The 14942-nt window shown below is 38.9% G+C and carries 8 protein-coding genes; 3 read left to right on the forward strand and 5 right to left on the reverse strand.

Annotated elements, in window-relative coordinates; genetic code table 11:
* Nucleotides 1–147: 147 nt before the first annotated feature.
* Nucleotides 148–1146 carry a PRC-barrel domain-containing protein gene (locus IQ236_RS02595; RefSeq protein ID WP_190516214.1) on the reverse strand — a complete coding sequence of 333 codons (999 nt, stop codon included), beginning with the start codon at nt 1144–1146 and terminating at the stop codon, nt 148–150.
* Nucleotides 1147–1854: 708 nt separating this feature from the next.
* On the opposite strand from IQ236_RS02595, the gene IQ236_RS02600 reads away from it, so the two are divergent.
* On the forward strand, nt 1855–2382 hold the full coding sequence (locus tag IQ236_RS02600) for a DUF6658 family protein (protein ID WP_193867826.1): 528 nt from the start codon (nt 1855–1857) through the stop codon (nt 2380–2382).
* 266 nt (nt 2383–2648) lie between these two features.
* On the opposite strand, the gene IQ236_RS02605 is transcribed toward IQ236_RS02600, so the two are convergent.
* Nucleotides 2649–8039, reverse strand: a complete 5391-nt coding sequence (locus IQ236_RS02605; protein ID WP_193867827.1) for a trifunctional serine/threonine-protein kinase/ATP-binding protein/sensor histidine kinase — start codon at nt 8037–8039, stop codon at nt 2649–2651.
* 479 nt (nt 8040–8518) lie between these two features.
* Here IQ236_RS02605 and IQ236_RS02610 point away from each other — a divergent pair, with 479 nt between their 5' ends.
* Both IQ236_RS02610 and IQ236_RS02615 read left to right on the forward strand, forming a co-directional pair.
* Nucleotides 8519–8704, forward strand: coding sequence for a hypothetical protein (locus IQ236_RS02610; protein ID WP_193867828.1), 186 nt, complete (start codon nt 8519–8521; stop codon nt 8702–8704).
* Between the two features lie 209 nt (nt 8705–8913).
* Nucleotides 8914–9600 carry a manganese catalase family protein gene (locus IQ236_RS02615; protein WP_193867829.1) on the forward strand — a complete coding sequence of 229 codons (687 nt, stop codon included), beginning with the start codon at nt 8914–8916 and terminating at the stop codon, nt 9598–9600.
* Nucleotides 9601–9800: 200 nt separating this feature from the next.
* Here the strand turns inward: IQ236_RS02615 and secA are convergent, their stop codons facing one another.
* The 3 genes from secA to IQ236_RS02630 all read right to left on the reverse strand — a co-directional run bounded on the left by secA (nt 9801) and on the right by IQ236_RS02630 (nt 14932).
* Complete coding sequence (gene secA, locus IQ236_RS02620) at nt 9801–12584, reverse strand: preprotein translocase subunit SecA (protein ID WP_193867830.1); 2784 nt, start codon at nt 12582–12584, stop codon at nt 9801–9803.
* A 115-nt stretch (nt 12585–12699) separates the two neighbouring features.
* Nucleotides 12700–14469, reverse strand: coding sequence for an ABC transporter ATP-binding protein (locus IQ236_RS02625; RefSeq protein WP_193867831.1), 1770 nt, complete (start codon nt 14467–14469; stop codon nt 12700–12702).
* 43 nt (nt 14470–14512) lie between these two features.
* Entirely contained in the window at nt 14513–14932 is a 420-nt protein-coding gene (locus IQ236_RS02630) for a hypothetical protein (RefSeq protein WP_228041387.1), read from the reverse strand.
* Nucleotides 14933–14942 lie beyond the last annotated feature (10 nt).

Genomic DNA, 14942 nt, shown 5'->3' on the forward strand with positions numbered 1-14942 from the left:
ATCTGTATTTTGCCCATTGGTTCCAGCAATCATTCTGTATCCTAAAATACAAAATACTAGGGATCACAATCTGTTAACGTTTGGCATAGAAATAGTTAGGAGCCAGGAATTCATCAATTCTTCCCCGGCTCCCGTGGCTCCCCCTAACTACTCCTCATATTCCGGCATTTTCTTCTTCTCTGGAATATTAATTCGGGGAGGCTGATAGGGTTTAGGCGTTTCGTCATCATTCCAAGCATCGGAATCTACGTCATTTTCGTATTCATAATTTAACTCTCTGGCGTAGAGTTTTTGTTCCTGACGGGGAGGTTCAATGGGAACTAATTCCCGTTCTCGATAGCGATCATCTTCATCCCGTTCCACATCGCCCCAGTTATCTTCTTCTTCATACTCATCATAAATCGGTTGGGGTTGACGCAAGGGTTGAACGGGGGCGGGATGTTCTTCCCAAGCATCGTTTTCGTCCCAGGCTTCTTCCTGAGCCACAGCAGGGGCGCGACTGGCCCGTTGGGGAGGGGTTTGGGGAAGTCCGGTTCCTAATTGGTTGGCGGGTTTAACCGTTGGCGGATAATACATTCCCTCTTCTTCTTTTTCCCAAGGGGCTTCTCCCAAGCCTAAGCGTTCTAACAAACCCACAGACAACTGTTGTAAGCGATCTTCTGATCCTTCAAACACAATTAATCGATTGGGGCCACTACTGACAATTTCCTCAATGGACAATTCGTAGGTGCTGATCACTTGGTCGGGAATTTGAGGTAGACCAATGGAGGCGATAATTAAGGATTCTAATTTGCCATCTTGGGTATCGAATCTGAATCCTCGGACTCGTCCTAACGGTTCTCCCGTTTCGGTGATCACTTCACTATTGATCAGGGTACTGTAGCCTTCTACATCCACGTCTTCTTCGAGGACGGTATCATCATCCACCAAAATTACGTCACCGATTTCGCGGACACTACTCAGGTACATAAATTTTGGCATTCCAGCGATCGCCAGAATATTATCGCGGATTCCGATCGCTACAATTTCACGCTGATCTACGTCTACCCATAATTGGCTCACGATCCCAAGTCGTTTACCTCTGTCACGGGTGATAACTTGAGTGCCGAGAATTTCGGAGCGTTGGCGGATATGTTCAGATGTCATGCTAGGCAGAATTTCAGTTTTAACTGTTAAAGATACAGATTACTCTACAAATTCTAATGGCGTAGATGCGTATCCATGCCATTAGTTTTTCAGGTTTTCTCTACAAGGTGGATAGTCCACCGATGATCCATTAGTTCTGATGCTATCAGAATATTTTGTTTTTGGTTCCTATCAGGGGGTAGAGCATCGTTAATCTGCTCCCTTCATTATAAATTAGCGTAGGGAGACAAAAATAGTGGCTCAGTTGCCGAGAAACTGTTTCCGGGTCTGCTGAATTCGCGTATAGGTTTAGCTTAGAGTTGTCAGGAATGCTACGCCCCCCTGCATTTTCTCCCAGGGGAGTTGAATGGGAAAGGTACAGGAAGAGACAGAAAAACGGCTAAAGTTTTCTCTAAAAATCTTACATCCCAGACCCGATGTTAAAAGATAGCGACAAAGAAGCACAGCTTATTGCTGAAGATAGATGTTTTTTAGAAAAAATAAAATACAGCACACTCTACCTATTCTGATGAATTCAAGGGAGTGTTAAGAATACAATGGATTTCCTGAAGTTTTGACCTACTTTTGACCGAAATGAGTAGAATCAGATTTTAGGAACTCATCAAATTTCATCCCTGAGTTAGAGGTTCAAAACATTGATTTTTCTTAAGCTAAGAGAGTAATAAAAGTAAATTCAATGATTTGAATGCCCCTTTAGGAGTTATCAACATGAAAAAATTAATTCAAGCCCTGCGCTCTATCTCCTTAAAAAGTATTGTCGGTGTTTTTTTAGCAGGATCATTACTGTTTATCAGTACCGCTTGTAGTAGTAATCCTCCAACGGCTCGGTTATCAGGAGAAGGAAGTATTAATGAAACAAAAGGATACAAAAACGAACTTTATAAACCCGTTCAATCGGAACAGAAAGGGGGAATGTACCCTTACAGCGACACGGACAGCCCTAACCGCAAAGCTGAATTAAAAGGAAAAGCGTTAGTTGATCATGCTAAATCCAATATTAGTAAAGTCAACAATCCTCAAGAATTCGTTGAAAATTACAAAAATGGCAAGCCTTTTCCTGAACGGGTGAAAGATTTATCAGAAAGTATTGGTGACTCTGCTAGTGAAGTAGCGGATGATTGGAGAGGGGGAACCCAACGGGGACTTCGGAACCTCAAAAATAACGCCAAACAAGGTGTAGATCAAGCTCAGGACACCGTAGAAGATGCTGGACGGGCGATTGAACGTTCCCTATAAATGGACTGGAAAATCAATTCAGTTGGCATATCTATCTAAAGGTAGATGTGTCAGCATATCTTGTCCGCTTATATTAAAAACACTATCGCACGTTCTCAATTCGCGCTTTCCCCAGTCAACCAAAAGCTGGGGATTTTTCATCAACAATCACGTCTCCTTTTTCAACTTGATCCGGTTAATAAATTTCATCACTTTTTTCCCATAACTTTTGTTATTAATCGATGACCCCCCCGTCATAGAGTAAGAGCGTTCAGTCCCCAAAATTTTCAATGGATGGGAATTAAAATCGTAAATTGTGCGCCTTCCCCAAGGGTAGAAGTACAACTCATCTCCCCTTGATGACGATCAACAATAATTGAGTAGCTAATCGATAGACCCAAGCCCGTCCCACTACCGACGGGTTTTGTGGTAAAAAAGGGATCAAAGATTCGTTGCAGAATATCTGGACTCATCCCTGAACCATTATCTAAAATACAAATTTTGGCTTTATTATTATCAATTAAACAGGTAGAAATCGTAATTGTTGGTCGTGTATCCCCTGGATTCATCAAGTTACGACGATGTTCTAAAGCATCAATACCATTACTAATAATATTCATAAACACTTGATTTAATTGGGAGACATAACAGTTAACTTTGGGAAGTTGACCATACTGTTTAATAATCTCAATTTCTCCGCTATGGGTAGAAGCTCGCAGTCGAGGTTGTAAAATCATTAAGGTGCTATCAATGCCTTCATGAATATCTACGGGTTTCATCTCAGCTTCATCCAAACGAGAGAAGTTTCGCAGACTTAAAACAATATTGCGAATACGTTCAGCACCCACTTTCATAGATACTAAAAGTTTTTGTAAATCTTCCACGAGAAACTCTAAATCAATATCTAAAATTGTTTCTTCGACTAAGGGTTTAGGTTGAGGATATTCCTGTTGATAAACTTGAATTAATCGCAATAAATCTTTCACATATTCACTGGCGGGGGTAAGATTCCCATAAATAAAGCTGACCGGGTTATTAATTTCATGGGCTACCCCGGCTACCATTTGTCCTAAAGAAGACATTTTTTCACTTTGAATCAATTGAGCTTGGGTGCGTTGCAATTGAGTCAACGCTTGTTCTAACCGTAAATTTTTCTCATTGATTTCTTGGGTACGTTCTTGAACTTTATTTTCAACGGAGGCATATAACAAAGCATTTTCTAAAGAAACAGCAGCTTGAGAAGACAGTAAGTTTAAAACTTCAATTCGTTCCGAGGTAAAAGCTCCCGCCGTTAAATTATTTTCTAAATATAAAATTCCTAAAAGTTTCCCCTGACTAATAATCGGGGTACATAAAATTGATTTAACGTGGTGGGCATTAATATAAGAATCATGGGTAAATTGTCCTTCCAGGGTAGCATTCATTAACACCACATCTTGACTCGTGCGTTCAACATAATAAATCACCGTTAAGGGTAAATAGTTGCAGGTTTCAACAGGAGTTTTGGGATGCACAATCACATCTTCAATATCCGTTGAAGCTTCGGCTTCAATGACTAATTTTTCTCCCTGATATAAGATTAAAAAGCCTTTTTGAGCTCCAGCATTTTCAATCACAATCTTCATTAAATTTCCTAACAATCGTTCTAACACAATTTCACGGGAGATGGCTTGGGAAGCTTTAATCACTGTGCTTAAATCCAACAATGCTAAACGGCTCCCGTGAGAGGTATTTAAGGTAATAGATTGGGCTTCAAATAAAGAGCTTTTAAGCGACCCTAACTGTTTGAGTTGAGGATATTGGGTTTCTAACTGTTCTACTTTCCGAATTGCACCCCAACGTTGATAACTATAATACGCTTCTCTGAGGTGAAGATTGGCATACTTAACTTTTCCGTGAGTCATCCAAAATTTAGCTGTCAGTTCATGACTTAAGGCTACATTTTGAATTAATCCGGCTTCTTGGGCGGTAGAAATGGCTTGTTCATATAAATCAATGGCTTCAAAAGAACGTTGAGAAAATCGGGCGAGTTCTGCTTCTATTAACAGATATTTAGCCCAGAAATTAGCAGGACAATTTTCTGACCATTGTTTAAATTTTTCTTGGTTACTCTTAATTTTATCTAACAATTCTTCCTGTTCTGATGCTGAAACCCGGTCTAAATTTGCAATAAAGGTTAAAGATGAATAAAAATAATATTCTGTCACCGAAATTAAGCCGACAATAAATTGCAGTAACGGTTCAGTCTCTTTGACTAATTGTAAAGCCTGTTCTACTTCCCCATATAAATATAACACTTGTATTTTAAAAATTTGATAAAGACAGAGAGAGTAAAATTTTTGATGATCTTGGCTACTCTTCAAATAATCAACTTCGGTCATTTCTAAACTATCAAAGGATAATAAATTGGGGGTTTCACCAATTAAATTTAGGAGAATGCCTCCCAGTCCAGTTAAACTATCAATCACTAACTGATTTTCGGCTTTTTTACTAAATTTTAAGAAATTTTTAACTTCAACTAAAAATTTGGGAAGATTTACGCCTTGTACCATTAAATTCAAAGATTGATTATTTAACAAATAACTTGCATATTGTAAATCTCCTGATTCTAAAGCCGATTGATATCCTTCATGACCCAAAGCATTTGAATTTTTAAGCGGTTCTAACCAATAATTGAGACAACTAATTAAGGCCGCAGCCACTTTATAAATAGGATAATTCCATTTTTTATTCAATTTTAATGCTAATTGACCTAACTCATAGGCGGTTTGATATTGATTAAACAGGGTAGCCAGTAAAATTCCATAGGTCGCATAGAAAAATCCAGCTTCTGGACTATAACCAGATTTCAAAGCCACTTTTACACCGTTGAGAATGATAACTGTCCATAAACTGGGATTACTGACATAGGCAGATGGTGCTAAATTATTGAGTAATTTTAAAATAATTTTGGGCTCTGATTCAACAATGGGGCTTTGATGAACTAAACTTGATAAACTATTAATATTAAGTTGATTTTGGAGGGACTCTAATTCCTGGGAAATGACCGTTTGTAGGTTGTCTGTGGGAATATCTAACCCTAATAATGCTAAGGCTTTAATCCCAGTATTGAGGGCGGATTCGTATTTTAATTGTAAGGTATATTGAATTAAAAGCAGATTATAAACTTCGGCTTTTTCTAAAATAGATTGGGATTTTTCTAAAATTAATTCAATCAACGTTTCACTGTCTGCAAAATTTCCATTTAAGTATTCAACTTCTGCCTGTTCTCGATAAAGAACAAAGGCTAAAGGATAATGTTCTACCCAAATTTCACCGGGCAAAGTTTCAATTCCTGCTATTAAATATTCCCGTGCAGCACTATAAGCCGTGGCATCCTTAGCTTTTTTTCCCGCTTCTAAATTTAAACTTGCCAGTTGTAATTTTTCTTGTTCATCGGTAATTAAAGATCGACCGACATTCAGATGATCAACTAAATCAAAGACCCGTTCTAACCAATATTGAGGGGGAGTATTTGCCAGTAGTAACCGACCAATAGTAAGATGAACGGATTGTTTTTGAGAGTTGTCAATTAAGGAATAAGCAGCCTGTTGTACTCGGTCATGGAGAAATTTATAATTTAAGACTAAATAAGGATTAATTTGTTCGGGTTCCAAATTATCAGCATCGGATAAGGGTTTAATCAGTCCTTCTTTTAAAGCAGGTAATAAATCTTGAAAGGTTCCCAAGGATTCTTTCCCATAAATTAACGATAGGGTATTCAAATCAAATTGATTCCCGACACAGGCGACTAATTGCAGAACTTGTTGACTTGCTAGGGGCAGTTTTTGCAGTTTCCCAATCATTAATTCAACGACATTATCGGTAATATCAAGAGCTTTTATTTCATCTAAATCCCACTGCCAAGCAATTCGTTCTGAGTTAAAAGTGAGGAGTTTTTCTTGATAGAGGGTCTTGAAAAATTCATTTACAAAAAAGGGATTTCCGGCGGTCTTTCCTAACACTAATTCTGCCAAGGGTTGAACAGTGGTACGATCACTATGTAAGGTATCAGCTAGGAGTTCAGTGACTTGTTCTAAATTTAAAGTGGTTAAATGAATTTCATGAATCAAGTGATGAGAATGCTGTTGATTTTCTAAGGTAAAAGACTCAGATTTTAACGCTTCTAACATCATCATTAACGGATGGGTTGGATTAACCTCATTATCTCGATAAGCGCCAATTAAAAATAAATACGGAGTTGAATCATCCGTTAACATTAATTTAATTAATTTCAGGGTAGCGGAGTCAGCCCACTGTAAATCATCGAGAAAAATGACTAAGGGATGTTCGGGTTGGCAAAACAGACGAATAAAGTTTTGAAAGACTAAATTAAACCGATTTTGAGATTCCGCAGGGCCTAATTCTAAGACTGGGGGTTGGGTTCCGATAATCAGTTCAATTTCGGGAATCACATCAATAATAATTTGTCCATTTGGCCCTAAAATTTCTAACAGTTTTTCTCGCCATTGATCTAAACGCTGTTGAGTTTCACTTAAGAGCAATCTTGCTAATTCTGAAAAGGCACTGACCAAAGCCGAATAGGGAATACTGCGTTGAAATTGGTCAAATTTACCACTAATAAAATAGCCGTGTTGGTCAATAATTGATTTAGAAATTTCTTGAACTAAAACCGATTTTCCAATACCGGAATATCCCGCGATTAACATCATTTCAGTTTTTCCTTGACTTACCCGGTCGAAGGCTTGCATTAAAGTGTCAATCTCGATTTCTCGGCCATAGAGTTTTTTAGGAATTTTAAATTGATCGGAAATATCGTGCATTCCCAAGGGAAATTGATTGACGGTTCCTGTGGCTTGAACTTGTTTTAAACTCTTTTCTAAATCAGCAATTAATCCCCAAGCACTTTGATAACGTTCTTCGGCAGTTTTGGATAATAATTTTAAGACAATTTTAGAAATAATCGGGGGAATTTCGGGGTTAATTTCATGGGGTGGAACAGGTTGTTTAGCTAGGTGAGCATGAACAACTTCCATGGCATCACCCGTAGGAAAGGGAACCTGTTGAGTTAATAGTTCATAGAAGGTTGCCCCCAAAGAATAAAAATCCGTGCGATAATCAACAGAACGATTCATCCGGCCGGTTTGTTCGGGTGAAATATAGGCGAGGGTTCCTTCTAAATTTTGGGGGGGATGCAGACGTAAAGAGTCCTGAGTTAATCCACTAGAAATACTAAAATCAATTAATTTAACTTGTCCTGTGGCAGGATTAAAAACAATATTAGAGGGATTAATATCTTTATGAATTAAGTTAGCTGCATGAATTTCTCGCAATCCTTGGGCAATTTTTATGGCGATATTTAGAAACCCTAATAAGGTAAATTTTTGGGTTGCTAATAAGATTTTTAACGATTCTCCGCCAAAATCTTCTAAAGCCATGACGACAGTATTTTGATAGGTTTGAAGTTCATAAACTTTAATAACGCTTTCTAAATTAAAACAGCGCAGGATTTTATATTCTCGTTCATATTTTTGCAGATCGGACTGGGAGGGAAATTCCCCTTGCAGCACTTTCAAAATAACAGGTAAATTATCTTTTTCTCGAATGGCTCGATAAACAATGGAGTTAATACTTTCATAGATTTGTGCTAAAATTTGATATCCCGGCAAAGCAATCATATTAGTTTCCTTATGCACTGATTTTAGGATGAGTCCGTTAAGCTTTAGTAATTCATAAAAAGATCAATATAACCTAGAGATGAGAGTTGCTACATCTTAAAGGACTACGTTCTGTGAGTTATTTGAGGGACAGAACTTATATCGACCTGATAGTTTCACGGGGGATCTTTGGGAGCAGTAGAATTATAGCGGAGTAGTTCTATTCTAGCGTGATTTGAGGACAGGAACAAATTTATACCCTAGGGAGAACAAAAAAGAATAATTAATTAAATTTAAGATTTATAACAAACTCTCTTAATTTTAGAATTCTAGGACTTAAACATTGACAAAATAATGGTGTTGTGCAACTTGTTTCGGGTTGCTTCAAGCTCTACAAAAGTTACTTTAAAGATAGATCCCAAATACAAAATTCAACACTCGGATAGAGGAAAATTCGATTAAGGTCAGACACACTAATAGGAAATTTAGGAGAAATATCAATGAAAAATCAAGCATTTACTCTATTAATGTTCAGTTTGTTATTAATGCTAGTGATCACTCCCTTTGCAGGCTTAACCCCATTAATGTTGCTGTTATTAGTCACGGGAATTTTTTATGTTTGGGGTTCAATGTTTTTAGCCCTAAAGGAAGGAAAACCTAATTCTGAACCCGGAGATCTACCTTAGAAATTACCCCTCTCAAGACCGTATTACCGAGGGATAGTGGATTAAAATACCCTCTTTCATTGGGTATAAATAAAAAAAAATTTAACTCGGTATTGAGACAGAGGTTAGGTCAAGAGGAAGTTGATACACTACTTCATAGATAGAACACATTTTAGCAATTTTTAATGTGATTTCTGAATTTTATTGGCTGATTCAATTAGGAGAACTTCATGTTTTTTCATAAGAAAGAACCGATTGAAAAAGGAATCAATATTGATGAACCAAATCCTCGTTTTGCCCAATTACTTCTCGAACAATTTGGGGGAGCAACGGGGGAGTTAACAGCAGCTTTGCAATATTGGGTACAATCGTTTCATGTGGAAAATCCCGGTATTCGAGATATGCTTCAAGATATCGCCCTTGAAGAATTTGGGCATTTAGAAATGGTAGGGAAACTGATAGAAGCCCATACAAAAAATGTTGATCAAACGGAAGCATTTAAAAGTACCTTATTTACCGTTCGAGGAATGGGCCCCCATTTATTAGATTCTCAAGGTCAAGCCTGGACAGCCGCCTACGTCAATGAAGGAGGCGATGTAGTGCGAGATTTACGGGCGAATATTGGGGCGGAAGCTGGGGCACGACAAACCTATGAAGAGTTAATTAAATTAGCACCTGACCCCGGCACAAAAGACACCTTAGTGTATTTATTGACCCGTGAAATTTCCCATACCAAAATGTTTATGAAAGCCTTAGATTCGTTAGGGAAATTAACTGATCCGTTATTTGGAAATATTCAACCGGATGAAACGGTTAATATTTACTATAACCTGTCTAGCAATGGCGTAGATAGTCGTGGCCCTTGGAATGCGGAACCTGATTTTCAATATATTGCTGACCCGCAAGTTAGTCGTTAACTTGATTAGATTGCGGGTGGTTTTTGGGTAAAATTATTAATAGAAAAAGCACCTGGGAGTCTGGCCGAGTTTCGACCCCAAGTGCTTTTTCTTTTCAGACCTCACTCCTCACACTCCTCAAATATACACGATAATTTTGGGATGTCAAGAAAAAAGTCAGGAATCTCCATGTTAAGAAATTTTAAAACCGACCTAAACCCCTAAACGGTCATCGGTTGAGGCTGGAATTGGAACATGGAATAGATGACATTTCGGCGAATATCCGTCATCATATCCAAGAATAATTCATAGCCCTCGCTCTTGTATTCGATTAAGGGGTCTTTTTGTCCATAACTTCTTAAACCAACAGACTCACGCAGCGCATCCATTTGTTGTAAATGTTCCCGCCACAACGTATCAATTTGTTGCAGAATAAAAAAGCGCTCTGCTTCCCGCATTAACCCGGCGCGAATTTGATTGACTTGCGCTTCCTTAATATCATAGGCATTGCGTAATTGTTCATGGAGGAAAGTTTTAATTTCATCCACTGATAAATCCACTAATTGATCGGCAGTTAAATCTGCTAAAAGATAAACAAATTCCTTTGATTTACTGACTAGATTTTCTAAATCCCATTCTTCGGAAGGTAAATCAGGATTAATATAAGCTTCTACGATGTCATCCATCGTTTGTTCGCCATATTTAATCACTTGTTCTTTCAAATCTTGCCCTTCTAAAACCCGGCGACGTTCGGCATAAATTGCCCGTCGTTGGTTGTTCATCACCTCGTCATATTCAAACACCTGTTTACGAATATCGTAATAGTAAGTTTCAACTTTTCGTTGGGCATTTTCGAGCGATCGCGTTAATAATCGAGACTCAATGGGCATATCTTCATCCACATGAAACGCATCCATTAATCCCGCCACTCGGTCGCCCCCAAAAATCCGTAATAAATTATCCTGTAAACTCAGGAAAAACCGTGTTGAACCGGGGTCGCCTTGACGTCCTGCCCGTCCCCGGAGTTGGTTGTCAATGCGTCGAGACTCGTGGCGTTCTGTACCAATGACATGAAGTCCGCCCAATTCCACCACTTCTTCATGTTCCCGTTTGGTGAAGTTTTCGTACTCTTTAACAATCAAATTATACACCTCACGGAGTTTTTGAATTACCGGATCAGAAGTGGGTGCTTTTTCCGACGCCACCGCTAATAAATCCTCGGCTTGTAACTCTGGTAAACTGCGTTCTCCATGTACAGAAACGGCAAAATCAACGGCTTCTTTTAGCTTTTGTTCAGTAGATTTCGATAATTCTGTGGGGAATAATTGGGTGGCTATTTTCCAGGTTTTGGGTTTTTTATTCAGATCAAACCCTTGAGCCGCCGGACGCCGACTACCAGGTACACCGACTACTGCTAATTCCCGTTCATCATCGGGTTTAACAATTTTTGGCATCAAATACTCGCGCATTTTTAGCCGTCCCATAAATTCCGCATTTCCTCCTAAAATAATATCCGTTCCCCGTCCCGCCATGTTAGTTGAAATAGTTACAGCGCCTTTACGTCCAGCTTGGGCAATAATTTCTGATTCCCGTTCTACGTTTTCCGGTTTAGCGTTTAATAAATTATGGGGAATTTTGCGTTGTTGTAATAAATTAGAGAGAATTTCTGATTTTTCAACGCTAGTAGTTCCGACTAAAACTGGGCGACCTTCTTTATGCAAATCGGCGCATTCTTCCGCAATAGAAGTCCATTTTCCTTCTTCGGTTTTATACACCACATCGGGTAAATCTTGCCGTCCAGTAATGCGGTTAGTGGGAATAATAGTAACTTGCAAATTATAGATGCGTTCAAATTCCGCTTCTTCAGTTTTTGCCGTTCCCGTCATCCCCGATAATTTGGGATATAATAGGAAGAAATTTTGATAAGTAATCGTGGCTAAAGTTTGAGTTTCCGGTTGAATATCCACCCGTTCTTTCGCTTCAATCGCTTGGTGTAAGCCATCACTCCAACGACGACCGGGCATTACCCGCCCAGTAAATTCATCAACAATGATCACTTCCCCATTGCCAACAATATAGTTAACGTCTTTAATAAATAATTCTTTGGCTTTTAAGGCATTAAAAACAAAGTGTGCCCAAGGATCATTAGGATCATATAAATCTTGAACGCCAAATAGTTCTTCTGCTTTGGCAAACCCTTCATCGGTCATCAGAACATTACGGCCTTTTTCATCCACTTCATAATGTTCTTCTTTTAGCATCATCTGGGCAACTTCTGCCGCCCGCATATATTTTTGACTCGGACGTTCCACTTGACCGGAAATAATTAACGGTGTCCGAGCTTCATCGACTAAAACTGAGTCTACTTCATCAATAATGCAATAGTTAAAGGGGCGCTGCACGACTTCATCCATTGAAGTTGCCATGTTGTCCCGCAGGTAATCAAACCCCATTTCACTGTTTGTCCCGTAGGTAACATCACAGTTGTAGTTTTTCTTACGGGCATCGGGGCTCATCTCTTGCTGGATGAGTCCCACACTCAAGCCCAGGAAACGATGAATTTGTCCCATCCATTCCGCATCCCGACGGGCCAGATAATCGTTAACGGTGATGACGTGGACTCCTTTTCCCGTTAAGGCGTTGAGATAGGCGGGAAGGGTGGAAACCAGGGTTTTACCTTCCCCGGTTTTCATCTCAGCAATTTGCCCGGTGTGTAAGATAATACCGCCTAACAGTTGGACGTCAAAGTGTCGCATCCCCAAAACCCGCTTTCCGGCTTCTCGAACTACAGCAAAGGCGTCGGGTAGAATTTCATCGAGGATTTGGTTTTCGTCCTCTCGGTTTCGAGCTTTGGCTAATTTTTCTTTAAATTCTCCTGTCTTCGCCCGCAACTGATCATCCGAGAGGCTTTGAATTTCTTCCTCTAAAATGTTGATATCTGTGACAAGAGGCTGATATTTTTTAAGTTTACGCGCATTCGGATCACCCAACAGAGCTTTTAACATGGCAAGAACAGGATATGGTTACGAAAATTTATAGGGTTTGAATAAATCACTGATTATTCTAGCATTTCCTGGTTGCTTGTTGTTAAGTTGACAGGCAAGATGCCTGTTCCACGGGTTAATTTAAACCGGACTGCACCCGCCATAACCCCGCATAAATACCCGGTGCTTCTAAAAGGTTTTCATGGGTTCCTGATTCCACTAATTTACCTTGTTCCATCACATAAATACAATCGGCATTTCTAACCGTTGAAAGGCGATGGGCGATGGCAATTGTGGTGCGATTTTTGGTAATTTTTTCTAAGGAACGTTGAATGGCGGCTTCGGTTTCATTATCGACGGCCGATGTGGCTTCATCTAAGATTAAAATCGGTGGATTTTTTAATACGGCTCTGGCGATCGCAATTCGTTGTCGTTGTCCGCCGGATAATTTCTGACCCCGTTCTCCGACTATTGTATCATATCCTGATGGTAAATCGTTAATAAATTCATCGGCTTCTGCCACTTTTGCCGCTTCTATAATATCCGTTAACGACGCATCAAAGGTTCCATAGGCAATATTTTCGGCTACGGTTCCATGAAATAAGAAAACATCCTGACTCACTAAGCCGATAGCTTGCCGTAAATCTTCTAACCTTAACCGATCTAATTCAATGCCATCTAAGGTAATAACACCCGCATTAATTTCATACAATCGTAATAATAATTTAACTAAGGTACTTTTTCCCGATCCCGTAGAACCGACAATGGCAATGGTTCTACCCGCCGGAATTTTGAGGGATAAATCTTGAATCACGGGATAGCGATTTTTATAAGAAAAATAGATGTTTTTAAATTCAATTTCTCCCTGCACAGAATTAATTGGAAGAGGAATATCACCCGGATGAATTTCAATCGGTGTATCTAATAAATTCATTACCCGGTTAACAGAAGCCATCGCCCGTTGATATTGATCAAAGGTATCTCCTAACCGGGTTAACGGCCATAATAACCGTTGGGTAATAAACACTAAAACGCTATAGGTTCCAACGGCTAATTGTCCTGAAGTAACTTGTAATCCGCCTAAGAGTAAAGTTGCAATAAATCCAAATAAAATTAAACTTCTAATCACGGGAACATAAGCCGAAGATAAGGTAATTGCCCGTTTATTACTTTGACGATAGGCTTCACTATGATAATTTATCCGTTGACTTTCATAGTTTTCAGCCGTGAAACTTTTAATCGTTGTAATACCGCCTAAATTATTGGCTAATTGTCCATTCAGTAAGCTCACTTTTTCCCGAACATCGGCATAACGAGGGGCGAGTAATTTTTGAAACCAAACCGAACCCCAAACAATAAATGGCATCGGTAACATTGCCCACCAAGCCACACCTGGGGCTAAAATAAAAAAGGCTGCCCCAATTACAATTACCGTTGTAATCACTTGGATAATTTCATTCGCCCCAATATCTAAAAATCGTTCTAACTGATTAATATCATCATTTAAAATAGCCATTAAACTGCCACTACTGCGTTCTTCAAAATAGGCTAATTCTAATTCTTGTAAATGTCCGTAAGCTTCTAATCTTAAATCATGTTGTAAGGTTTGGGCTAAATTGCGCCAGAGGATTTTATACGCATATTCAAATAAAGATTCTAAAGTCCAAATAATGAAACTTAATATTGATAAAACTAACAGTTGATTAAATGCTCCTTGAATTCCCCAGTTTACCAAAAAAGACGTATTCGGGTTAATCACTACATCAACGGCCCATCCAATTAACACTGGAGGAGCTAAATCAAACACTTTATTTAAAATAGAATAAAGCGTTGCTAACCCAATAGTTTTTTGATAGGGTCGAGCATACTGTAGAAGACGTTGTAACGGATGAGTTTTTTGAGACATTGTTATCCTATTAATCTCTATAGCAATTCTATACGATACTTGTTTATCGAACCGTTACCGAATAATTAGCTTTAAATGGTTTAAAACTATTATTTTTAGCAGTTCCTTTTAATTCTAATTGATAAATTCCTACGCTGGGAAAGATCACATCTGTTCCGGGGATACCTTGATATTTTTCGGCGGAAATTGCTTTAAGTTGAGGTTGAATTAACGGTTGATCATTGGCTTTTCGAGGTTCTCGATAAATTGACAATTGACAATTACATTGGGAGAAAGGAATCATTTGTCCCCCGCGACGAGTTAAAACAAACCATATCGTTGCTTTTTGTCCGACACGGGGATTATGATTGGGTTCAAGATGAAAGGTAACGGCTACATCTCCAGAAACTTCTACTTCATGAGCGATCGCTCGGTTAAAAAACAAAACTGTTTCTAGGGGGTGAATTGAGAGGAATGTTCCCAAAATTAATAAT

Source organism: Planktothrix mougeotii LEGE 06226 (assembly GCF_015207485.1).
Taxonomy (GTDB): domain Bacteria; phylum Cyanobacteriota; class Cyanobacteriia; order Cyanobacteriales; family Microcoleaceae; genus Planktothrix.